Source organism: Bacteroides cellulosilyticus, assembly GCF_020091405.1.
Taxonomy (GTDB): domain Bacteria; phylum Bacteroidota; class Bacteroidia; order Bacteroidales; family Bacteroidaceae; genus Bacteroides.
Genome location: NZ_CP081903.1, coordinates 4,150,783 through 4,176,109, shown reverse-complemented (window position 1 = coordinate 4,176,109; position 25,327 = coordinate 4,150,783). Strand labels below are relative to the sequence as shown.

Annotated in this window: 17 protein-coding genes, 1 tRNA gene and 1 pseudogene; 7 read left to right on the top strand and 12 right to left on the bottom strand. The window is 40.9% G+C overall.

What is annotated here, in order from left to right; genetic code table 11:
- Positions 1-34: 34 nt before the first annotated feature.
- Positions 35-766, top strand: coding sequence for a class I SAM-dependent methyltransferase (locus K6V21_RS15575; RefSeq protein ID WP_217713247.1), 732 nt, complete (start codon positions 35-37; stop codon positions 764-766).
- A 23-nt stretch (positions 767-789) separates the two neighbouring features.
- Here the strand turns inward: K6V21_RS15575 and K6V21_RS15570 are convergent, their stop codons facing one another.
- Both K6V21_RS15570 and K6V21_RS15565 read right to left on the bottom strand, forming a co-directional pair.
- A complete protein-coding gene (locus K6V21_RS15570; RefSeq protein ID WP_217713246.1) occupies positions 790-1,329 on the bottom strand; it encodes a TlpA family protein disulfide reductase in 540 nt (179 codons plus the stop codon).
- Between the two features lie 21 nt (positions 1,330-1,350).
- Positions 1,351-3,216 carry an SLC13 family permease gene (locus K6V21_RS15565; protein ID WP_149925722.1) on the bottom strand — a complete coding sequence of 622 codons (1,866 nt, stop codon included), beginning with the start codon at positions 3,214-3,216 and terminating at the stop codon, positions 1,351-1,353.
- A gap of 241 nt (positions 3,217-3,457) precedes the next feature.
- On the opposite strand from K6V21_RS15565, the gene K6V21_RS15560 reads away from it, so the two are divergent.
- The gene (locus K6V21_RS15560; protein WP_224319178.1) at positions 3,458-9,250 is read left to right on the top strand and encodes a DUF3320 domain-containing protein; all 5,793 of its coding nucleotides are present in this window, start codon (positions 3,458-3,460) and stop codon (positions 9,248-9,250) included.
- Between the two features lie 54 nt (positions 9,251-9,304).
- Here K6V21_RS15560 and K6V21_RS15555 read toward each other — a convergent pair whose 3' ends face one another.
- The 5 genes from K6V21_RS15555 to feoB form a co-directional block, all read right to left on the bottom strand.
- Positions 9,305-9,838: a hypothetical protein gene (locus tag K6V21_RS15555; protein ID WP_224319177.1), complete on the bottom strand. Its 534-nt coding sequence runs from the start codon at positions 9,836-9,838 to the stop codon at positions 9,305-9,307.
- A gap of 317 nt (positions 9,839-10,155) precedes the next feature.
- On the bottom strand, positions 10,156-10,896 hold the full coding sequence (locus K6V21_RS15550; protein WP_224319176.1) for a Fic family protein: 741 nt from the start codon (positions 10,894-10,896) through the stop codon (positions 10,156-10,158).
- Positions 10,897-11,020: 124 nt separating this feature from the next.
- Positions 11,021-11,092, bottom strand: a tRNA-Cys gene (locus K6V21_RS15545).
- Positions 11,093-11,144: 52 nt separating this feature from the next.
- On the bottom strand, positions 11,145-11,360 hold the full coding sequence (locus tag K6V21_RS15540) for a hypothetical protein (protein ID WP_044270937.1): 216 nt from the start codon (positions 11,358-11,360) through the stop codon (positions 11,145-11,147).
- Positions 11,357-13,828: a ferrous iron transport protein B gene (gene feoB, locus K6V21_RS15535; RefSeq protein ID WP_217713241.1), complete on the bottom strand. Its 2,472-nt coding sequence runs from the start codon at positions 13,826-13,828 to the stop codon at positions 11,357-11,359. The genes K6V21_RS15540 and feoB overlap by 4 nt, the downstream gene beginning before the upstream one ends.
- Positions 13,829-13,990: 162 nt before the next feature.
- Here feoB and tilS point away from each other — a divergent pair, with 162 nt between their 5' ends.
- Complete coding sequence (gene tilS / locus K6V21_RS15530; protein WP_224319175.1) at positions 13,991-15,301, top strand: tRNA lysidine(34) synthetase TilS; 1,311 nt, start codon at positions 13,991-13,993, stop codon at positions 15,299-15,301.
- A 16-nt stretch (positions 15,302-15,317) separates the two neighbouring features.
- Here the strand turns inward: tilS and K6V21_RS15525 are convergent, their stop codons facing one another.
- The 5 genes and pseudogenes from K6V21_RS15525 to K6V21_RS15510 form a co-directional block, all read right to left on the bottom strand.
- A complete protein-coding gene (locus K6V21_RS15525; RefSeq protein ID WP_408912610.1) occupies positions 15,318-15,572 on the bottom strand; it encodes a phosphatase PAP2 family protein in 255 nt (84 codons plus the stop codon).
- Entirely contained in the window at positions 15,573-15,713 is a 141-nt protein-coding gene (locus K6V21_RS15520) for a hypothetical protein (RefSeq protein ID WP_217713400.1), read from the bottom strand.
- 437 nt (positions 15,714-16,150) lie between these two features.
- The gene (locus K6V21_RS26760; protein WP_309493831.1) at positions 16,151-16,366 is read right to left on the bottom strand and encodes an ATP-binding protein; all 216 of its coding nucleotides are present in this window, start codon (positions 16,364-16,366) and stop codon (positions 16,151-16,153) included.
- Positions 16,350-16,673: pseudogene (locus K6V21_RS15515) on the bottom strand (response regulator transcription factor); the annotation flags it as partial. The pseudogene K6V21_RS15515 and the gene K6V21_RS26760, both read right to left, overlap by 17 nt.
- An 89-nt stretch (positions 16,674-16,762) precedes the next feature.
- Positions 16,763-17,593, bottom strand: coding sequence for a 4Fe-4S binding protein (locus K6V21_RS15510; RefSeq protein ID WP_224319174.1), 831 nt, complete (start codon positions 17,591-17,593; stop codon positions 16,763-16,765).
- A gap of 290 nt (positions 17,594-17,883) precedes the next feature.
- Between K6V21_RS15510 and rho the strand changes: the two genes are divergently transcribed.
- The 4 genes from rho to ffh all read left to right on the top strand — a co-directional run bounded on the left by rho (position 17,884) and on the right by ffh (position 25,286).
- Positions 17,884-19,923: a transcription termination factor Rho gene (gene rho, locus K6V21_RS15505; RefSeq protein ID WP_224319173.1), complete on the top strand. Its 2,040-nt coding sequence runs from the start codon at positions 17,884-17,886 to the stop codon at positions 19,921-19,923.
- Positions 19,924-20,098: 175 nt separating this feature from the next.
- Entirely contained in the window at positions 20,099-21,910 is a 1,812-nt protein-coding gene (locus K6V21_RS15500; protein ID WP_217713386.1) for a sensor histidine kinase, read from the top strand.
- The gene (locus K6V21_RS15495) at positions 21,907-23,871 is read left to right on the top strand and encodes a histidine kinase dimerization/phospho-acceptor domain-containing protein (protein WP_224319172.1); all 1,965 of its coding nucleotides are present in this window, start codon (positions 21,907-21,909) and stop codon (positions 23,869-23,871) included. The genes K6V21_RS15500 and K6V21_RS15495 overlap by 4 nt, the downstream gene beginning before the upstream one ends.
- 95 nt (positions 23,872-23,966) lie before the next feature.
- Complete coding sequence (gene ffh / locus K6V21_RS15490; protein WP_217713236.1) at positions 23,967-25,286, top strand: signal recognition particle protein; 1,320 nt, start codon at positions 23,967-23,969, stop codon at positions 25,284-25,286.
- The last annotated feature ends 41 nt before the right edge of the window (positions 25,287-25,327 follow it).

The window sequence follows — 25,327 nt, the reverse complement described above, 5'->3', positions numbered from 1 at the left end:
TATCTTTGCGGACAACTTTTAAAGATTGAATAGAATGAACACTACGCTGCTTTCTGCTGATAAGGACCCGATGGGTGCTGCTATTGCCGATTATTATAAACGACACAAGGCCGAACGGCTACGGGTTTTCTCCTCACAGTTCGATGAGGATGAAATTCCGGTAAAGGAACTTTTTCGTACGGAAAAGCAGATGCCTCTTCTGGAACGTACCGCCCTGCAACTGGCTACGGGAAAGATTCTGGATGTGGGAGCCGGAAGCGGTTGTCATAGTCTTGCCTTGCAGGAAGCAGGCAAGGATGTACATGCCATTGATATTTCACCACTTTCAGTAGAAGTGATGCAACAACGCGGTGTACGGCATGCCACATTACTCAATCTGTTCGATGAACATTTCCAAGAGACATACGACACTATATTAATGTTGATGAACGGTTCTGGAATCATCGGTCAGTTGGAGAACCTGCCTGCCTTCTTCAAAAGAATGAAGCAACTGCTACAACCCAGCGGCTGCATCTTTATGGACTCCAGTGATCTGCGCTATCTGTTTGAGGAAGAAGACGGAAGTTTTGTGATCGATCTGGCAGGTGACTATTATGGAGAAATAGACTTCCAGATGCAATATAAGGATATTCTGGGAGAGTCATTCGACTGGCTTTACATTGATTTCCAGACACTCAGTCTTTATGCAGCCGAAAATGGTTTCCAAGCGGAGTTGGTAAAAGAGGGAAAGCATTACGATTATTTAGCCAAGTTGACCTTGAAATAAGGTCAACCCGGACTTTCTGTTTATTATTTCTTTGCCAGCATTTCATCTATCTTCTTCGTTAATGCGGCAAATTCCTCCTCATTGTACAAGCGGGTCAGCATCACAATGCGCCCGTCTTTATCAATCAGTACATTGCGGGTAATGCCGGCATTACGAAGCGCATATTTGGCAAAGATATCTGCACCGGGATCTAATCCCAAAGGATAAGTAACACCGGTTGATTTGCCGAATGCAATCACTTTGTCCAACGGCTCATCACGGTCTATACCAATAAGAGCAAATGCTGAATTATCTTTGTGTTTCAGCCAGATATCTTTTTCTATGAAAGGCATCTCTTTGCGGCATACCCCACACCAACTGGCAGTGAACTGTAACATCACTGCCTTTCCACGAAGTTCGGAAAGGGTAACTTTCTTACCGTCTGTCAGGGTAATGGTAAAGTTGGGAGCCATCTCCCCTACTCTTACAATGTAGCCGGTGCTATCGGCAGCTACTTCCTGTGCTTTGCCCGATAAACTGCAAAGGGCAAACAGGATAAAAATCAAACTCTTTACTACTTTCATCGATCTTATACTTTAGTTATTTTAAAACGGGAACAATAACGGGAGCACAAAGATCATCACAATTCCCATAATTATCTGTAAAGGCAAACCTACTTTAACATAATCCATGAATGTATAACGTCCTGCAGGCATCACCAATGCATTGGGCGGAGTTGAGAACGGAGAAGCAAAACACATACTGGCTGCCACGGTTACGGCAAATAGGAATGGATACGGACTCAAATCCAACTGTATGGCAGACTGAAGCGCAATCGGTGCAAGAAGTACTGCCGTAGCCGTATTACTAATAAACATAGTCATCAGCGAAGTGGTGAAATAAATACCAGCTAATAACACATAAGGTCCGTAACTACCTAGCCCGTTTACCAGCGATTGGGACACCAATTCGGAAGCTCCGGTCTTTTCCAGCGCCAACGACATAGGCAACATAGCGGCAATCAGAACAATACTTTCCCAGTTAATAGTTTTATATGCCGCTTCCACATTTCGGAAACAGCCGGTAAGCACCATCAGCAAACCTGCAATCATTACTGCCGTTACCGGAGCGACAGGGATGAAATCGAACATCATCATTACCACCATTCCCAACATGATAATGGCAGCAACAGGTGCTTTATGATTCAGGGTTACTTTGGCAGCCTCAGCAAGCGGTTGTCCGAGTACTACCCAATCAGAGGGATCTTCACTCAAACGCGCTATATTCTCCCATGTTCCTTGCACCAACAGCACATCTCCCGAATGCATCTTTTCATCCTTCAGATTCTTTAGGATATACTGACGTTTGCGTTGGATACCCAGAATATTCACCCCATATTTCTCTCTGAAACCAGAATCCTTTACCGGCTTATTGACCAGGTTAGAAGCAGGCATCAATACAATTTCAGCAATACCGATTTCTGTGAATTCAAGTTCATCACTCTTTGATTCTACGGTGCCTTCTGCATCATGCGTATCCAGTAACTTCAATGTATTTTCTTCTGCAAAGCGCTCCACATTCGTAAAATCGCCCAGTACATACAGAATATCATTCTCCTGAATAATGGTATCAGCAGCGGCCATTTCCTGACTCATCGTCTTAAAGAAATGACGGCGCGAAGAAGATGACTGACGGCGAACCTCCATTATACCCACATTATAACGTTGTGGAATACCCAGTTCCTGTATGGTCTTTCCAGTTAAAGGGGATCTACTCTCCACTCGTACCCGACACAAGTTTTGGAACAGTTGGTACTCTCCTGCCAGCTCTTTCAGTGATTTATTCTTTTTGCCCTTACGATCCTTATCGCCTTTCTTAGTCAGGAAAATTTTGCTCAATGGAATCAGTATCACCAATCCGACAGCTACACAAACCAGTCCGACAGGAGTAAATGAGAAAAAAGTAAGGGGCGCATATCCAGCAGAAGTCAGTGCTTCCTGAATTACAAGGTTCGGTGGTGTACCGATAAGTGTCATCATACCTCCCATACTACTGGCAAATGCAAGCGGCATCAGCAGACGACTGACATTAATCTGTGTTCCCATAGCCATACTGACAACAATAGGAAGCATCAAAGCTACCGTTCCGGTATTGCTGACAAAAGCGCCGATGAAGGCAGTCACCAGTACAATAAGAATAAAAAGCTTTAATTCGCTATCACCGGCTAATTTTAGGATACGACTACTGATCATTTTCGCCAAACCCGTCTGAAAAATGGCACCGCCCACAACGAACAATCCTATCATCATGATCACGACGGAATTGGAGAAACCGGTCAATGCTTCCTCCGGAGTTAGAATACCGAATATAATTAGTAACACCAAAGCACAAAGCGCCACCAAATCCGAACGCACTTTGCCACTCATAAAGAATATCGCAGAAAGGAATAAAACAATGAGAGTAATATACATATAGATATAAAATTTGTCAGTTATTAAACAATTCAACAGTGATTTTTGTTCTAAAGCGTTGCAAATATCACAAAAATCAGCACAATGAACAATAGGGTGAATCCTTTTTGAACTAAATAGGCGACAAATATCTCACTAAATTATAAATAAAGTATAGATTATTAGCATAATATTTATAACTTTGAATCCGGGAATGATATTATGGGATCACCTCTTTTATCAGTTAAATTCTATAACAACAATGGGAAACGACAACACAATTACAGGCACCTTCAATGGAACAATCCACCTGGAATACCTGCCATGCATCAATTATGCAATGATACACAACCATGTGCCTTCATGCAATTTCTGCGAACTAATGAACAGTGATGAAGTCGATTGGAACAATATCAAAGTTTCGATAGATGGAGAACTTATTAAGCACTCAGAGAGTATTCTCGAAGTTATTCCGCACGGACAGAACATTCAAATCAACAACCTGGAAATATCACCTGAAAGTGAAAAATTAATCGAATTGACAGAAGGCATCGATACTATCTTTCATCTGGTTATTATGATTTCCGGTGAGATAGCCCATCAGCAAACATTTCCCATCAAACTGATGGCATACGATCAGTGGACTGGTTCCAGGATTATGCCCGAACTCTTAGCTACATTTGTTACTCCCAATCATCCCATACTTTCAAGAATAAGCGTAAAAGCCTCACAATTCCTCGAAAAGTGGACCGGAAACTCTGCCTTAGACGAGTATCAGACACAGGACCCCAACCGAGTACGTGCACAGGTAGCTGCTATTTATGAAGCTCTCCGGTCTGAGTCTTTAATATATTCTACGGTTCCAGCTAGCTTTGAAACTTCGGGGCAGCGTATCCGCTTGGTAGATAATGTACTCACCAGCAAACTAGGTACATGTATAGACCTGACTTTACTCTATGCTTCCTGTCTGGAAGCCAATGGCATTCATCCTCTTTTAGTCTTGTTGAAAGGACATATATTGGTAGGTGCATGGCTTACAGAAGATATTTATCATCAAACCGTAGGCGATGATGCTTCCTTTCTACTCAAAGGGAGTGCAAATGGTATCAGCGACATTGTATTAGTAGAGACAACCGCACTGGCATCTTCTCAAAATATTTCATTTGAAGAAGCTGCTGCAATGGCTCAGAGAGAACTCAAAGAAGAAAACAGATTCGAGCTGTTTATTGATGTATATAGGTGCAGACTGGATAAAATCCGTCCATTGCCACAACGCATAAACCATAACGGTGAATGGCAAATAGAAAACAGTGGAATAGAACATGAGAATGTAACCCAAAGAATACACCAACTGGACCGGTATGAAATAAAGCTGGAGGACAGCAAGGATGAAATAACCAAGCAGATTATTTGGGAAAGAAAACTACTGGACTTTTCTTTACGCAATAATCTGATCAACATCCGGCTTGGCAGAAGAGTTATACCATTCATATCTTTCGAAATTGATCATCTGGAAGATCATCTGCAAGCCGGAGAAAACTACCAGATATTATCCAGTCCTGCTAAAAGTAAAATAGAACCGGGTGAGACAGGGCTCTATGATTCTTCTTTATGGAAAGAGAATTTGGAAGAATTAGTAATCAGCGAGCTGAGAAACAAAAAACTCCGTTCTTATCTGACAGAAAGCGAACTACAGAATTCACTCAAATTTGTATACCGTACATCGCGAACCGCCATTGAAGAAAATGGTGCCAATTCACTATTCCTCGTTTTAGGAATCTTGAAGTGGTACGAGTCTCCTAAGAGTGTAAAACCACGCTTTGCTCCTATCTTGCTATTACCGGTAGATATTGTGCGTCGTGGAGGCTCAAGTGGATATATCATTCGCACCAGAGATGAAGAAATTATATTGAATATAACGCTCGTCGAACTATTGAAACAACAGTTTAGCGTTAATCTTTCTGGGCTGAATCCGTTGCCGAAAGACGACAGCGGCGTAGACGTGAAAAAGATATTCGCTACAATTCGCACCTGCATCCGCAATATGAAAGGTTGGGATGTAGTGGAAGAATCCATGTTGGGGCTATTCTCATTCAACAAGTTTGTCATGTGGAACGATATTCATACCAATGCAGACAAATTGAAAGAAAATGCCATTATAGCCAGTCTGATGGAAAATCGTATTCAATGGCAGGATACGACTCCGGAGATTGACGCCAGAGAAATAGATAGAAATCTTGAACCTATCCATTTTGCCATTCCTGTTGATGTTGATTCTTCGCAGCTGGAAGCCGTCATTGAATCAGGAGAAGGAAAGAGCTTCATATTGCATGGCCCTCCGGGAACCGGCAAATCGCAGACCATTACTAATATGATAGCCAATGCCCTGTACAAAGGAAAGCGTGTGCTGTTTGTAGCAGAAAAAATGGCGGCACTTTCTGTTGTACAAAACCGTCTGACCAAGATAGGATTAGATCCGTTCTGTCTGGAACTACATTCCAATAAAGTCACTAAATCCCATTTTCTAGCTCAGCTTCAGAAAGCTATAGAAGTCATTCACATTCAGTCTCCAGTCGAGTTTGAAAGCACTTCAATGCAATTATTTGAGCGTAGAAAGAAATTAATCGATTATATGGAAGCATTGCATCACCCCCATGTTTCCGGTTTCTCTCTCTACGATTGCATTACAAACTATTTATCAATACAGGGAGATGAATTGTCTATCGACTTTTCTCTGTTGCCCTCCATCACCAAGAATCAACTGACAGACTTTTACGAAAAGATCCAAGAACTGGATACAGTTTTTCAGATAACAGGGCATCCGCAAGACCACCCGTTAAAGGGACTGGAACCATACGATACTTCCATAGAAAGCTCTCAGAAACTACAGGCCGGAATCAGGCGCTTTATAAATTTATTCACTTCGATTACCGCTAACAGAAAGTTGCTTTCAAATAGTCTGGGAATCTCGATACCTGATAATTGGGATGTGATCAATTGGATGGGCAAGATGTGTACCCAGCTTCTATCCATCCCATATCTGAATAAAACGTTATTGGAAATGGGTGGTAATACCGACTTGATAGAAGAATGGAAAAACGTTGTCCTGTCCGGTCGTAAACGAGATCAGTTACAAACCGAACTAGGCAAAGACTACGCACCCCAAATTCTAGAAGAAAATGCATTTGCCCTTCAGCAAGAGTGGAAAGCTATCGAATTGAAATGGTTCTTACCCAAATTCTTTGCCAAACGTTCTTATTTGAAAAAACTCAAACTTTACAATACGAGTTTGCAAGCGGTACAAATACCAAGCCTGTTAGAAAAGCTAAATGCTTATCAAAAGAATAATAAAATCATTCAGGAACAATCTTCCGAATTATCATCTTCTTTCGGCTTCTTAGGAAGAAAGAGCAAAGAGAAATGGGATGATATTGATTCTATACTTAAGAATCTTCCGATAATTTACAACACTTTATCGGAATACGCAGCAATCGTTCAACAGCCATTTGCGGAAGTTCTGAATCAATTTGCAAATAAAATCAGTATTGACTGGAACGCATTCCAGCAGTCTAATGAAAATATATTCAGGCAATTAATCGATACATCCAACGAGTTGAATACGGTTCTCAATGAAATAAAAGGTTCATGCTACATACAACTGCCGGATAATAATCTTGAAATGAAACTACCGGTTCTACTGAATACCTGGTTAACTCACTTCAATAAGATTAAAGATTGGGGACAATGGTGCATCCGTAAGAGAGAATTGGAATCTCTGCATTTAACCGTAGTTATCAACTATATAACAGATAAGCATAAAAGCGGATCGGAAGCTTCTGATGCGTATATGAAGGGCGTTTATCACCAATTAGCTCTAAAAACCGTTGATGCAGACGAAACTTTACGTCTTTTCAACGGGTTGCTATTTGAGGAAATGATCAGTAAATACAAACAGTTGACTATAGATTTTCAGGAGTTGAGTAAAAAAGAACTATACTGTAGATTAGCAGCCAAAATACCATCACTGACAATGGAAGCCGCCTCCAGTTCCGAAATAGGAATTCTAAAAAGGAACATTTCAAATGGAGGACGCGGCACATCTATCCGGAGAATTATAGACCAGATACCAACTCTGTTGCCCAAGCTATGTCCATGCATGTTGATGAGTCCGATATCAGTGGCTCAGTATATCGATCTGGATGCAGAGAAGTTCGATCTTGTTATTTTCGACGAAGCATCACAGATGCCTACCAGCGAGGCAGTCGGTGCAATAGCCCGCGGCAACGCATTAGTCGTAGTAGGTGATCCCAAGCAAATGCCTCCGACAAGTTTCTTCTCCTCTTCACAAGTAGACGAGGAAGAAGCTGAATTTGACGATATGGAGAGCATTCTGGATGATTGCATCTCGTTATCCATTCCATTCCGTTATCTGACTTGGCACTATCGGAGCAAACACGAAAGTCTGATTGCTTTCAGTAATTCTCAGTATTACAATGGAAAGCTATATACTTTTCCTTCTGTGGATGACAGGATTTCAAAAGTACGTTTAGTTCAAGTAGATGGTACGTATGATAAAGGACGTACACGCAGCAATCATGCCGAAGCGGAAGCCATTGTGAAAGAAATACTGAACCGGCTACGTACATCTGAAGTTCCCAAAAAAAGTATAGGTGTCGTATCTTTCAGCCAGGTACAGCAAAATCTGATAGAAGATATGCTCATTGAGGAGCTGAACAAATATCCTGAATTGGAAGAAAAAGCTTTCCAAAGTAATGAACCTATTTTCATCAAGAATCTGGAGAATGTACAAGGTGATGAACGGGATATTATTCTTTTCTCTATAGGATACGGTCCGGACAGGAATGGCAATGTATCTATGAATTTCGGACCATTGAATAATCAAGGTGGCGAGCGTCGTCTGAATGTAGCCGTATCGCGTGCACGTTATGAGATGATTATCTTCTCAACCTTACGCTCCGAACAAATAGATTTGAAACGTACAAAGTCCAAAGGTGTGGAAGGCCTAAAGAGGTTCCTTGAATTTGCAGAACGCGGTACCTCACCTATTCCGGCCATCCAACTACAGAACCTGCAACAAAGTAATCTTATTACTTTAATTGCACAGGAACTCACTCAGCGTGGTTATAAAGTGGACACTCTGGTAGGGCGGTCAAACTTTAAGGTGGATTTAGCGATTGTCAATCCGTTGCAACCGGATACATATATTCTGGGAATATTGTGTGACGGCAGAAACTATTATGAAACCAAGACTACAAGGGACCGTGAAATAGTACAACCGAATGTTTTGCAGATGCTCCACTGGAATGTAATGCGTGTATGGTCCGTCGACTGGTTTGAACATAAGGAGAACGTCGTGGAGCGCATTATTAAAAAGCTGGAAGATTTAAAAAACACAAAAGTAGAAAAACAACCTCCTCTTCCGACAGAGAATAATGTTCTGAAAACATTCAGTATAGAGAATGAACCTGTTGTAGAGTTAGTGAACAATCGAGAAAGAGAGTATACATTCGCTGACTTGCCCAATATAGGCTACAGTACAGATATCGATACCGTAATGGCTTCCTCCTATCAGGTTAAAAAACAACTTCAACAAATAGTCAAGATTGAACAACCTATTACAAATACTCTGCTATATAAAAGGATATTACGAATTTGGAATCTAACAAGAGTTACCACCCGTCTACAGGTATTTATCGACAGTCTTCTTGAAGATGCATATAAAGACCCCTTATCAGGAGATACTATAATTTACTGGGAGGATAAAGAGAAAGCTAAAGACTGCGACTTTTACCGCATCAACTCCAAACGCGACATTCTAGATATTCCGATCCTGGAAGTAATGAGTGCCGCCCGCTATGCCATAGAACAACAGATATCCATGCCGACAGAAGATCTGAAACGGCTGACTTCCCAACTTCTTGGTTTCAGTAGGAAAGGAAACAATTTAGATATGGTAACGGAACATACTATACAATTGCTGATTGATAAAGGAATATTCAGCCACGCGAACGGAATGGTATCCATGAACAATTAGGGTTCATGGATACTTTTTTCCGAAAGGGAAAACAGGATGAAAAAGAATGTCTACCTAATAGTCTTCGATAGTGGAATTTCCGAATATATCCTTTTTGATAATCTGCCTGTGCCCTTTACTGTCTTCAATAATGGTATTGCCGAAGATATCTTTTTTGATTGTTTTCTTATTGCCATTATTATCCTCAATAATAGTATTGCCCAAAATATCTTCTTTGATCGTTTTTCTATAACCATTATTATCCTCGATAATAGTATTGCCAAAGATATCTTTTTTAATCGTTTTCTTGTGGCCGTTATTGTCTTCGATAATAGTATTTCCCAAAATATCTTTTTTAATCGTAATCTTATTACCATTATCATCTTCAATAATAGTATTTCCCAAAATATCTTTTTTAATCGTAATCTTATTACCATTATCATCTTCAATAATCGTATTATCCCAAATGTCTTTTTTGACTGTTTTCTTTCCCTGATTGACTATCGAATATTCGTAACTATCCTCGATAGAATTAACACTATAGCTCTTCATTATATGGGGAGCTAAAACAAACTGAACTGTAAATAGGATAAATAGAATCTTTTTCATGGCGTATTTCTTTTGGTTTGTAACAAAAGTAATATGGGAAAATGATAACTAACTGGTGAATTCTATAATTATTGATAGGGAAAAACCTAAAATTAATACTTTTCATGTGCTACAATCGTATCGTTTTAGGAGGCTCGGACTACATGCGGTCTACACTCGCACGATTTTCATGCCTTTTACGAATCTTCTCCTTTCTGAACGGACACTTTATAGTTTTGACCGTAAAAAGCTTGCTAATCAAAGGTAAATGATAGAATTCAGCATATAATACTATACACAGAATAGATTACTTCCAGAAACATGAAACGGTTGGTGCATTATCCTATTTCTTTAATCCTCTCTATCTGCCTATTCAGAAAATAGTCAGTATATCTACCATAATCCTCCGTTTCATAAAACGCTATCAATCCTTTCCTGTAGTTCAGAATATCTGAGTCTTTCGCAGAATATACTGGAATAATGTCAGCGTTCATTAATGCAATGCTTTCTATCATTCTTGCAGTTCGTTTATTTCCGTCAATGAAAGGTTGCAGACGAGCAATATTACAATGTAAATAGACGGCTTTTTCTAACGGATTAGTATACTTTTCTTGCTGAAAAAGAATCTCGTTAAGTTTACCTTTTATTTCTTGCTGATTCTTAGGTGGAATATACTCCGTTCCGCTGATACGAACGGCACGTGTTCTTAACGAACCTGCTTCTTCATTAGATACCAATCCCGTCGCAATAGATTGATGTATTCTGAAAAGAGTACGCTCGTCTATGACTTCTTGATTCCTTCCTTTATTGATATATTCCAGTTCAGAAATGAAAGTATTGTAGAGATTTTTAAGCATCTTGGCATCTTCATACTTCTTTTCGGAAGTTATGCCATCTTTTAATAGTGCTTCCGTTTCAACGTAAGTATAAGTATTGCCTTCTATTTTTCCGGAATAGTAACACCAAACCACCGCCAAGTCCTTTATCTCATTAGAGTAAAGTTCTGATAACTTAGCCAAAGGACTTTCTAAAATAAAAGAAGCCCTTTTCTGTTGTTCATCGTTGAATATTGGTTTCATGGCTTTAGAGTTTTCTAATTTGTCTAAAGGTACATTTTACCAGAACCTGCGCCCCTATTTGCGTACCTCCATAAAAGCAAAACTCCGAAGCCCTTTATTATCAGTAGCTTCGGAGCTTTGCTTGAGGTTCCTGGCGGATTCGAACCGCCGTACACGGTTTTGCAGACCGCTGACTAAGCCACTCATCCAAGGAACCAATCTTTTCTCATTTGCGGTTGCAAAGGTAGTACATTTTTTGAAAACTCCAACTATCCGCAGCAATTTTTCTTCTTTTCTTTTTTTGTCACACTACACTCTGCACGCTTCTCATCCATCAATCGCTTTAAGTCACAACCGGTTACGCAATTTGCACATGGATTACCATTTTCTTTTGTCCGGCGAAAAAATGCATAAATTCCCCATCCGATCCGAACAATACACAACAGTAACAGGATTGCAACTACCCATTGTTGCCAATTCATCATACAAATAATCCTCCTATTCTATAAATGGCAAATGCCATTACCCACGCAAGCAACGTGGTATACACTGCCGTAAATAATGCCCATTTCCAGCTACCGGATTCTTGCTTGATTGCTACAATCGTAGCTATACATGGGAAATAGATCAATACAAACACCATATAGCAGAAAGCTACCAATGGCGTAATCGGAATACGTTCGGCAAGACTTACGGCATCTGCTTCAGCATCATTCGTATAAAGCACGCCTAGTGTACTTACCACTAATTCCTTAGCGCCCACACCTGAAAGTATACCGATACCAAGTTTCCAGTCAAAACCCAAAGGTTCAATCACCGGCTCCATAGCCTTTCCTATCTGTCCGATGTAGGAATTCTCCTGCTGTTCGGCAACCGTTTCATACGCATCATGGTCAGGATAATATCCCAATGCCCATATTACGATGGAAGCTATCATGATAATACCTCCCATTTTACGAAGGTATTGTGCACCCTTCTCCCACGTGTGACGGAAAATGGCTTTTGCTGTCGGTAAACGGTAAGGCGGAAGCTCCATTACGAACGGAGTATCATCCCCCTTCACCAGGAAACGGCTGAATAAACGCGCCAGCAATACCGCCAACAGGATACCTATTGAATATATTAATAACAGTATCAAACTACCATTGTTCGGGAAAAATGCACCTACCAGCAACAAATAAATAGGCAGGCGGGCACTACATGACATCAACGGATTGACGAGCATGGTAATAAGTCGGCTTTTACGGTTCTCAATAGTGCGCGAAGCCATAATAGCAGGTACATTACATCCGAAACCCATAATCAGAGGAATGAAGGATTTACCATGCAACCCCATCTTATGCATAATCTTGTCCATGATAAATGCAGCACGCGCCATATAACCGGAGTCTTCCATCAACGATATACAAAAATAAAGAATAAGAATGTTCGGCAGGAAGACAATCACACCACCAACACCACCTACAATACCATCTACCAATAGATCTTTCAACGGTCCGTCCGCCATATTGGCATGTATAAAGTTGCCGAGGGTTTCTACCAGCCATTCGATACCCATCATCGGGTATTCGCCGAGCACGAACGTCCCTTCGAACATGAGATACATGAACAGGAAGAAAATGGGGAATCCCCACACACGATGTGTTACAATGGAATCTATCACGCGTGTAGTATGTTCTTTATCTAAATGATTATCCACAAAGGTTTCTTTCAGTGCACCGGATATAAAACCATATTTTGCATCGGTGATAGCCTGATCGCAATCCTCATTCAGCACGTCTCGGATACGGCGGCTTTCCTGATCACGGACATCTATGATTTCTTTGCCGTTGGGTAAAGTTTTAATCAGCGTTTCCAAATCCGTATCATTCTCCAGAAGCTTGATGGCAAGAAAGCGGGTAGAATACTTATGACGGATACCCTCATTCTCACTAATCACCCGCTTCACCTCTTCAATGCTGCGTTCCAGTTCAGGACCGTGGTTTATGTGAATATGACGATAGAATCCATGATGACGTACTTCTTCTTCTTTATGAGCCCCACCGGTATAGCCGGGCACATACTCCCGATGCCATTCACGCAGGTCATTCAACACTTCTGCACGTACCTTGCCTTTCTGATCGAGGAAGTCGGCACCTTCGTAAATACTGATAACAACGTGAAAAAGATCTTCGATGCCTTTGCCCGTACGCGAAACGGTAGGAACCATAGGAACACCAAAGAGTTCACTCAGTTTCATGTAATCCAGCGTGTTGCCGCTGGCTTCCAGTTCATCGTACATATTGAGAGCCATCACCATACGCACGTTCATGTCAATCAACTGGGTAGTGAGGTACAGATTACGCTCCAGATTGGACGAATCTACCACATTGATAACAATGTCCGGTGTTTCATCAATAATATGATGACGGACATACATTTCTTCAGGACTATATGCTGATAGCGAATATGTACCGGGCAAATCGACTATGCGGAAATGATAACCTTGAAAATTAAAGTAGCCTTCCTTGGCATCCACTGTAACCCCGCTGTAGTTACCAACGTGTTCGTGTGAACCGGAAGCAATATTAAACAGAGAAGTTTTCCCACAGTTTGGATTACCCACTAATGCAACATTAATGGTACGACGTTTACCGAGAGCGATACGTTTCAGTTCTTCTTCCCCCGGATAAATATCTTCACTCATTCCCGGATGATAATTCGGTTTTGTCACTTGCTCTTTCGCCTCATGTTCGCTGAGTATTTCAATCATCCCTGCCTCCTGTCGGCGCAAAGAGATTTCATACCCCATTACTTTGTATTTTATTGGATCTTTCAGCGGGGCATTCAGCAAAACCTCTACAGTCTTGCCTTTAATAAAGCCCATTTCTACAATTCGTTTGCGGAAACCGCCATGCCCCAGTACTTTAACGATTACACCTTTTTCTCCAGTTTTTAATTCGGATAAACGCATAGTCTTCTCTCTTTCTTTAATTTGGATGCAAAGATAAATGATTTGTATTTAGCCTACAAATTATTTAGATTGTTTTTAAATAAGGAGAAATATTCTCCATTCTCCACTTTGTTCCAAAGAATTAGAAAGAATTCAATTCGTTAATATTATCTTTGCACCATTATGAATATAAAGAAAATAGCGCAATACATTGATCAGGAGAAGCTTTTCACACGAGAAGACAAAATACTGATAACATTGAGCGGCGGAGCGGACTCAGTAGCTTTGTTGCGTCTACTTCTTGATATGGGATACACCTGTGAGGCGGCACATTGCAATTTCCATCTGCGGGGCGATGAGTCGGTTCGAGATGAAATGTTTGTCCGCGAACTATGCTTACAATTGAAAGTTCCATTACACATTCAACATTTCCAAACCACGGAAGAAGCGGAAAAGCGCCACATATCCATTGAAATGGCAGCACGGGAATTACGTTATGCCTGGTTTGAGCAGCTCCGTCTACAACAAGGAGCCAACGTTATCGCCGTGGCCCATCATAAAGATGATAGTGTAGAAACTCTCCTGCTCAACCTTATTCGTGGAACAGGCATCAACGGACTATTGGGTATCCGTCCCAAAAACGGAAACATTGTCCGCCCCTTGTTATGCCTCGACCGGAAAGAAATAACCGAATACCTACAAGAAATCGGACAATCTTACGTAACGGACAGCACCAACCTGCAAGACGAATATACACGCAACAAGATACGCCTCAACCTCTTGCCCCTTATGCAGGAAATCAATCCTTCTGTAAAAGAAAGCCTTCTCCGCACCGCAGAACATCTGAATGATGCAGCTCTCTTATATAAGAAAGGTATAGAAGAAGGTAAGCAGAAAGTGCAAACCGAACAAGGTATCCTAATCAGTGCTTTGTTCCAAGAACCTGCACCGGAAACTTTATTATTTGAGATCTTATCTCCATTAGGATTTAACGGTGCACAGATCAAAGATATTTTCACCTCCCTAAATGGGCAACCGGGAAAGATATTCCTTAGCGGAGAATGGCGCGTGATTAAAGATCGGGAGCTTCTACTGATAGAACCGGTCTGTTCAGAAGATGTTTCAACAGTCTTTTCTCCAGATGATCCTGCCCTACCCTTCCGTTTGACAATGGAAGAATTAGAAGTCACAGATGATTTCATCATTCCCCGTGACCGAAACACTGCTTGCTTCGATGCAGACAAACTAAAACAACCTCTCACAGTCAGACACTGCCGACAAGGCGACACATTCGTTCCCTTTGGTATGACCGGGCGAAAAAAGATTAGCGATTACCTTACTGATCGGAAATTCTCCCTTTCCCGCAAAGAACAACAATGGGTGCTTTGCAGTGGCTCCCATATCATTTGGTTGATAGGTGAACGTACTGATAATCGTTTCAGAATAGACGCCCAAACACGGAAAGTTATTATTCTGAAGTTTATTCTTTATTGATTGTAACGAGCATCCTTTAGAAAGTGATATGACAACTTACTCCTTTTTCTTCTTTTAAGAAATAAGGAGAAACAAATATATTCTTATACCGCTTACGGAAGAAAGTCTTTGTAATAGTTGGATAAAGCCAATAAGCCGCCTGGGTGCTTAATATTCCGATTCCGGCTCCGGTAAGCACATCTGTCAGCCAATGACGATTGTTATACATACGAAAGAAGCCTGTACCGGCAGCTACTGCATACCCGGCAACGCCTATCCATGGAGAAACCAATTACAAAGCTATCGTGGCAAACTCCACCAGTGCTTTATTCGTTTTACCGCTTAATATTCCTGTCACTTTACTGCCATCTCCTGCAGCGAATACAATCGTAGTCCAACAAATGACCACGATGCCTAAAACAAATCTTTTCATACCTTTTCTTTCCTTTATCTCAAAATTCTGAGGCAAAAGTAAAAGGCAAATTAGAAGACATTTTGAATTTTACCAAGGGGAGACAATCTTTTTGAGAAAAATTCTTAGGATACGTCAACTGATTATTAAAAAGACGTTGACGGAATTTATTCATTTAGGAAAGGTTATGAACTAAAAAAACAGAGTAACGGTGTATATTGTTTACAAATGATACATGCTCCTAAAATAGTCGTATACTGAACCTGATTCAGTCGTATAGTGAATGCCATTCAGTCGTATACTTAATAGGGTTCAGTCGTATACTGAATAGGACACGGTTTAATACATTTATAATCAAAAAGTTACGAAAGACATATTACTATTGATAAATTCTGACAAATAATTAAAATGTCATCGCCTTCATAACTGTAGGGCTTTGAAATAATTTCGCCAACAAATTACCTAAAATGCACTGTAAACACATGGCGATTCTCTTTGAAAGCGTATTCTACTCTCCAATCATGGTAGTCGCAAATGGCTTTTACAATAGAAAGTCCAAGTCCATTCCCGGACATCTTTGTATCATCAGAACTGAAACGATGAAAAAGTGTACGGGCATTAAGAGATACTCCATCCGCCGGATTACTGACTGTAAAATAGTTGTCGCAAAGCAAAAGGCTTGGCTAAATAATCGTCCGCACCGATCTTCAGTCCCGCCACTTTATCGTCTAAAGAATCCTTTGCCGACACGATGATGACTCCCGTCTGAGGCGATGTACTTTTTATTTTTCGCAGCACATCCAATCAATTTCCTCCGGGAAGCATTAAATCCAGCAAGATACAATCATATTCGTAGAGTTCCACCTTCATGGTAGCCTCAGCAAAGGAAAAGGCTTGTTCGCACAGATAATCTTCCCGACACAGAAAGCTCACAATGCTATCGGACAATTCACGTTCATCCTCTACTATCAATAATTTCATAGTTCCTAATTTTAAATACAGACACAAATGTATCGGAGAATTCTGTAGAAATTCTGAATGAAAGGAGTTTATTGCATGTAGAATTAAAACTATAAAATAATCCGGTCCTCTTTCTGCCGCACAAAGCAGTCTGAAAGCAATGAAGCAAACGGAGTATCATACGTCCGCGCCTTGAACGAACATCCTTTGACGCATGCGCAACACTTTATGCACTTTTCGGCAATCGTATTACATTCGTCACCTTTCAGAATAGCTCCCGAAGGACAATGTACAGCGCAAACACCACAATGCGTGCAAAGTTCCGCATTCACTTCCGGTACACGCGGCAAAGGAACACCACTTTTACGCAACTTTATCACCCGGCGCAGAAACTTGAACAAAGGTAGAAAAGGCTGGCGCGGGCACTGAATACGATTCACATCCACCGGATACAAGTGCTCCATATCAGCGGCAGCATTTATTTTCGTCCGTATCTTCGCACCAAATTCCTCCGCATATTGCAAATCATCTGCATCCGGACGCCCTGGGGCTATTGGATTTTGTTCCGTACTATACGAATGTTCTCCCACAAAAGTAGCCCCGGAAATAACCTTGAAACCTTGGGAAGAAGCAAATGCATCCAACTCTATCAAAGCCTTTTCATACGCACGATTACCATAAACTACTACCAGCACAACCGGAGATCCCGATGCACGAATACCCTGCAAACGCTCCATAGCCAAAGGAGCCACCTTGCCGCCATACACCGGCACAGCAATAACAGTCAGTGTATTCTCCGGAATATCTACCTCAGCAGCATGCAGTGTTAAATTCGTAATAACAACATTTGTTAGTCCCGTTCCGCGAACAATTGCCTCGCCAACTTGTTTAGAAGTACGAGTAGGCGAAAAATAGATGAAATGAACTTCGTTTATATCCATAAATAAATGCGCTTTTTCTTGGTTTATCAAGCAAAGATAAAGTTTTAAAATTAAAAAAAAGACGAATTGTTTATGAAACCAAAAATATTTATTACCTTTGCACCGTTGAAACATTCTGTAAACTCCTAAGTGCGGGTAGCTAACAGTTTTCCGGTTCAATAATAAATATCCCATAATCATTATATTAATAAAAGGTATATTTGCCACGTTGCTTGTAACGACAACCGCAGCAGTGTGAACATATCTGTCCAATAACAAAAGAAATTTTAAACCATTCACATATATACTGTATGTATAATATCATTCAATTGAACGACAAAAATTTGTCGGAACTTCAATCTATTGCCCAAGAACTGGGTATTAAAAAGACAGACTCACTAAAAAAAGAAGAACTTGTTTACAAGATACTTGATGAACAAGCCATCGCAGGTGCTACCAAAAAGGTTGCTGCTGAAAAGCTGAAAGAAGAGCGTAAAGTGGACAGACAACAAAAACGCACCCGCGTAACCGTAAAAAAAGAGAGTACTGACAAAGTCTTCACCGCCAACAAAAATGGCGACCTCACTAAGGCAAAAGCTGAAGCCACAGTTGCAGCTGCCAAGGTACAACCAGTAGCAGAGGCAACAAAAGCACCGGTAGCAGAGAAAGCTCCTGAAGCAGTTGCAACCACTGCATCCGCTCCCGAAAAAGCCGAAGACGCTACTCCGAAACGTAAACCGGGGCGTCCGCGCAAAACCAAGACGGAAGAAAAAGCTCCCATACCCGCACCTATGCCTGTTGCAAAGAAGGAAGAGCCTAAAAAAGCTGAACCTGAATTGAATTTTGAAACCGAAGTACCTAAAGTAGTTAAGAAAGTCGTAATAGAGGACAGCCCTATCTTATCAGAACCCGAAGATGACTTCATTCCCATCGAAGATCTCCCGACTGAGAAAATAGAACTCCCTTCAGAACTGCTGGGCAAATTCGAAGCTACCAAAGCCGAGACTCCTGTAGCACCCGTAGCAGAACCCACGCCTGCAACCGCACAACGCCCACGCCTTCGTCCTCGCGACAATAATAATACTCCTTATAATAACAACAACAATAATAATCGTAACAACAACCCGCGTCCTGTTCAGCAGCAACGTCCCGCACAACAAAATGCTGGTGATAACTATGCTCCTGTGCAAGAACGCAGACCGGTAATTGAGCGCGAAAAAGCATACGAATTCGATGATATCCTGACCGGTACCGGTGTACTGGAAATTATGCAGGATGGTTACGGATTCCTTCGTTCTTCCGATTACAATTATCTTTCTTCACCGGATGATATTTACGTATCACAATCCCAAATTAAATTGTTCGGACTGAAAACAGGTGACGTTGTGGAAGGTGTAATTCGTCCGCCGAAAGAAGGAGAAAAATATTTCCCATTGGTAAAAGTAGGAAAAATCAATGGACGTGATCCGGCTTTCGTACGTGATCGTGTACCATTTGAGCATCTTACTCCGTTATTCCCCGATGAAAAATTCAGATTATGCAAAGGTGGCTACTCCGACTCCATGTCTGCCCGTGTAGTAGATCTCTTTGCTCCTATCGGTAAAGGTCAGCGTGCATTGATCGTGGCACAGCCTAAAACCGGTAAGACCATCCTGATGAAAGATATAGCCAATGCAATTGCAGCAAATCATCCGGAAGTTTACATGATCATGTTGCTTATCGACGAACGCCCCGAAGAAGTAACTGACATGGCTCGTACCGTAAATGCCGAAGTGATTGCCTCAACTTTTGATGAACCGGCCGAACGTCACGTAAAGATTGCAGGTATCGTACTGGAGAAAGCAAAGAGACTTGTAGAATGTGGCCATGATGTCGTTATCTTCCTGGATTCTATCACCCGTCTGGCACGTGCTTACAACACGGTATCCCCGGCTTCCGGCAAAGTTCTTTCAGGTGGTGTGGACGCCAATGCGCTACACAAGCCCAAACGTTTCTTCGGTGCCGCCCGTAATATTGAAAATGGTGGCTCACTCACTATCCTGGCTACTGCATTGATTGATACCGGTTCTAAAATGGACGAAGTTATCTTCGAAGAATTCAAAGGTACAGGTAACATGGAGTTGCAACTTGACCGCAACCTGTCCAACAAACGTATTTTCCCTGCAGTCAACATTGTTGCTTCCAGCACTCGTCGCGATGATCTGTTGCAGGATAAGCAAACATTGGATCGCATGTGGATACTCCGCAAATATCTGGCTGATATGAACCCGATAGAAGCTATGGATTTCGTAAAAGATCGTATGGAAAAAACCAAAGACAACGACGAATTCCTAATGAGTATGAACAGCTAAAACTGAAGTCAAAGGATACAATCAACAAGAAATAGGATTAAATATACAAAAAGGACGAGACATTTTCGGATATCTCGTCCTTTTTAGTTATTTTTGTCGCAATTAATCACATATCATTGTAAACGTATTAGTTAATAAGGTGAAGCTCAGTAAAACGATCATACTATTATTGTTGATGTTATTTTACGGTACTTCCTATATCCTGTCTGCAAGCAAGGATTTGGAAGATGAGCGTATACATCTTATGGAATACCTGATGGATAACAACTTAGGTTATTCTCAGGAAGTCAGATTAAGCGATATCGCCCAATGGGAAAATGAGCTTGTAGAAGTATTCCGTAGCAGAAAGGACTATAAATACATGTTCCTTATGCAGCAGATGGCTGTATATGCCCTCGTTTCAGACGGTCACATCAACGAAGCGTTGGAAAAAGCGAATGTTATGCTGAAACAGGCCACTCAAATGAAATACGATATCGGCATAGCCATAGCCCATTATGCAATAGGAGATACTTATCTTAATGCCAACATGAATAATGAGGCTATCGAAGAATACGAAATAGCCATGCAGAAATTGCATAAAGTATCCGACTCCGAAAAATTACAGGAAAAAGTCTTGATTCAACTAATTCCAACCCTCATCAGAATGGGGAGGATGGATGAAGCTAAAGCCCATTTGGATCAGATGAAACAAATGAATGATTACCAGCACAGCCGTTTCATAGAAAATATCTTCCAAGCATATTATTACCTCTATAATAATGATATGGATAAAGTCCGGAAATATATTCAGGAAGCAGAAGAATGGTATGAATACTATCCGTTTTATTTTCATAGTTCTATCTTGAAATATATACAAGCTGAATATGCCAAAAGAATTGGAGATGACGAACTAGCTATCAAATTATATAATGAGCTGACCATCAATACCAGCAGTGCCAATGTCTATAACAGATATCTGAAAATGAAGAATTCACTGGCACACCTGTATACCAAACAAAGCAGGCCTAGAGAGGCATGTGCCATTTTTCAAGACATCAATATTGCACGAGATTCTATCAATGCCCGTAATTATTCCACCCAGATAAACCTGTTGCGAACCATATATCAGGTGGACCGTCTTGAGATGGATAATCAAAGTGAGCGAAGCCGCCTGCTTTTTTATTCAATTATAGGTTGTATCCTCATTCTAGGCATATCTATTGTATCCGTACTTTATATTCGTAAAATCAATGCACGCTTGATTGCATCTCAACATAAATTGGAAAAAGCCCGGCAAAGTGCTGAGAACTCCATTCGTACCAAAAGTCTTTTTCTGTCGAATATGAGTCATGAAATACGTACTCCACTAAATGCCTTGTCCGGTTTCTCATCTATTCTGACCGATGCTAATATTGACATCGGAACCCGACAACAATGCAATGAAATCATTCAGCAAAATTCAGACTTACTTTTGAAGCTGATAGACGATGTTGTTGACCTTTCCAGTTTGGAAATCGGGAAAATGCAATTCCAGTTTGGAAACAGCGATGCAGTAGCTATTTGTCGCAATGTAGTGGATACGGTAGAGAAGATAAAGCAAACATCCGCCGCAGTCCTATTCCAAACGTCTCATGAAAAAATGGAAATCTATACGGATGAAGCACGCCTCCAGCAGTTACTTATCAATCTGTTGATTAATGCAACCAAATTTACCACAGAAGGTAGCATAACCTTATTATTGGAGAAAGAATCAGAAGAAATGACTGTGTTTTCGGTTACAGATACCGGTTGTGGGATCGCCCCGGAAAAACAGGGACAGATATTTAACCGTTTTGAAAAGCTGAATGAAAATGCCCAAGGCAGCGGATTGGGACTCTCTATCTGTCAATTGATTGTAGAACGTTTCGGCGGAAGAATATGGATAGATCCTGAATATAAGGATGGTTCCCGCTTCTTATTTACTCACCCGATTCACTCTACCAACAGAAAGGAGGCAGCGCAATGAAACAAACCTTGTTAATACTCGCTCTTTTCCTGCAAAGTTTCCTCGCATTTGCAGAAAATATAACAGAAAAATCATCTGTGGCAGACAGTCTGTTAATCGAACTGCGTGCACTTCCGCATGACACCACAAGATTAAAATTACTTGAGAAACTCGTGCTTACCGAACAAAACTCTCCGCATTATATAGAATATGCTGAAGAAATGTTCAACGAAGCACAGCGCCAAAAGAATCCTAAATATATATGTAGCAGTACATATTTCAAAATACTGTACTACTATAACAAGAATGAAGTCGATAGTGTCAGTAAACTGGTGAACTACGTGAAACCCATTGCTGAACGCATGGAGTTTTTCAGGTTGTACTTCAATGCACAAAAATTACTTATTTATACTTATACATATAAGGAGAAATATGAATATGCCATCAATGAATCATTAAAAATGCTTGAGAAAGCAGAAGAACTGAATAACACAGACGGCCGTATAGCTGCTTATTCATGTCTGGCAAGTGCATACCATGAAACCAACCGTACAAAAGAAGAAGGAGAAGCGCTTCGAAAAGCTCACAAATATGTTTCGGAACAAACAACCAGCAGTACACAGTTTAATGTTCTGAATCAACTAATTGTATTCAGTAAAGACCAGAAAGACTATTCAAGCCTGAAGACGTATCTGAAAGAAAACAAACAGCTATTGCAAGAAATGCTTAGTTTAGATCCGGATATGTATGAATCATATTTCAATCTTTATCTATTCTCAGAAATATTTCAAACTTACTATTATACAGGGATAGGAAAGATAGACTCGGCTAAATATCATATAGAAGAAGCTCAAGACTTCATAACTCCACAGAGTTATATTCCCTATATGGCCCTGTATTATGATGCAAGTGCGGAGTATTACCGGCATACAAAAGATTATCAGGCTGCACTTCTCTATATAGATTCTGCTCTGATAAAGATGAAACAATTTGAATCTGCCCAAATGGAGTATGCCAAACAATTATCGCGGAAAGCTGACATTCTGCAAGAAATGGGTAAATATGCAGAAGCCCTGCCACTGTACGAAAGTTCCAATCATATTCAGGATTCACTGACTGCTGCCATATCAGCTAAACAACTGGAGGAAATCAAAGAAATACATCATCTGAACCAATTGGTATGGGAGCGTGGAAAACTAAGAAATCGTGTACAAACCAGTATTCTTTTGAGTCTCGGAATCATCTTGATCTTATGTATCGGCTATATGTTCCGCATCAATCTGATACGAAAAGCACTAAAGATATCAGAAAAAGAAACTCATAAAGCCACACGACAGACAGAAGAAGCCAATGAAATGAAGAATCGTTTCCTCTCTAATATGAGTCACGCCATCCGTGTTCCCCTAAACGGGGTATTGGGGTTCTCACAAATCATAGCAAACGAAACGGAAATAGACGATCAAACCCGCAAAGAATATGCGGAAATTATTCAGCAAAACACGGATCAGCTAATGCGTTTAGTCAACAATGTCCTTGATTTGTCGCGCCTGGAAGCCGGTATGATGAAATTCCAAATGAGTAATTATGACATCGTACAGCTCTGCAACGATGCTGTAGGAATGGCACATATGCAGAATCCGACCTTGCACACTCATTTCATCAGTAACATTGACGAATATATCATTCATACAGACACAAACCGGTTCATGCAATTCATTGTCAGTATTCTGACTTGTCCATTCGCTTCTTTCAAAGAAGAACGCGATCTCAACTTCACTCTGAACAAGAACGGAGAAATATTACGTTTTAAAATCACCAACTGCCCCCTCGCAGACCTCAAATATGCCAATCAGGACTCAGCTTTGCGTAATGATGTCAACCGTCTGTTTATAAAACACTTTGGCGGTACATATCAGGTAATCCCCGATAGCAAAGAAGGTCCAACTATTCTTTTCACTTATCCCGCTACCTCGGTTGAATAATATTATTGCCTTAAATGAAGGTAGATACGTGGATTTTTTGTACTTTTGCGCCTCAATAAGAGTAATTTGTAATTTATAAATAGAATTATATCATCATGTTCGATAATTTAAGCGAAAGACTGGAAAGGTCGTTTAAAATTCTGAAAGGTGAAGGAAAGATCACCGAAATCAATGTTGCGGAAACCCTGAAAGATGTGCGCAAAGCACTGTTGGACGCTGACGTAAACTACAAAGTAGCCAAAACTTTCACTGATACCGTTAAGGAAAAAGCATTAGGACAAAACGTGCTGACAGCTGTAAAGCCCAGTCAGTTGATGGTAAAAATCGTGCACGATGAACTGACTCAATTGATGGGTGGCGAAACAGCAGAGATTGATTTGGAAGGAAAGCCGGCAGTTATTTTGATGTCCGGTCTGCAAGGTTCCGGTAAGACAACTTTCTCAGGTAAGTTGGCACGAATGCTGAAAACGAAAAAGAACAAGAAGCCATTATTGGTGGCTTGTGACGTATACCGCCCTGCCGCTATTGAACAGTTGCGCGTATTAGCTGAACAAATTGGAGTTCCAATATACTCTGAACTTGACAGCAAGAATCCGGTGAAAATTGCCGAAAACGCCATTCAAGAGGCTAAAGCCAAAGGATACGATGTAGTCATTGTCGATACAGCCGGACGTCTGGCAGTAGACGAAGAAATGATGAACGAGATTGCCGCTATTAAAAAAGCAATCAATCCAAACGAAATCCTGTTCGTAGTAGACTCCATGACCGGTCAGGACGCTGTAAACACAGCAAAAGAGTTTAACGAACGACTTGACTTCAACGGTGTTGTACTAACTAAATTAGATGGTGACACCCGCGGCGGTGCCGCTCTTTCCATTCGTTCGGTAGTGAACAAGCCGATCAAGTTTGTGGGTACAGGTGAAAAACTGGATGCTATTGATCAGTTCCATCCCTCACGTATGTCAGACCGTATCCTTGGTATGGGTGACATCGTTTCATTGGTAGAACGTGCTCAGGAACAATATGATGAAGAAGAAGCAAAACGCCTGCAAAAGAAGATTGCCAAGAATCAATTCGATTTCAACGATTTCTTGAGTCAGATTGCACAGATCAAAAAGATGGGCAACCTGAAAGACCTGGCTTCTATGATACCGGGTGTAGGTAAAGCTATTAAGGACATTGATATTGATGATAATGCATTTAAAAGTATTGAGGCTATCATCTATTCGATGACTCCGGCAGAACGCAGTAATCCGGCTCTTCTGAACGGTTCGCGTCGTCAACGTATCGCCAAAGGTAGTGGTACGAATATTCAAGAAGTAAACCGCCTGTTGAAACAATTTGATCAAACCCGCAAGATGATGAAGATGGTAACGGGTAGTAAGATGGGCAAAATGATGCCGAAGATGAAATAATAAAGATAAACTGCAAGCATACCAATCCCGCTAATTTCATA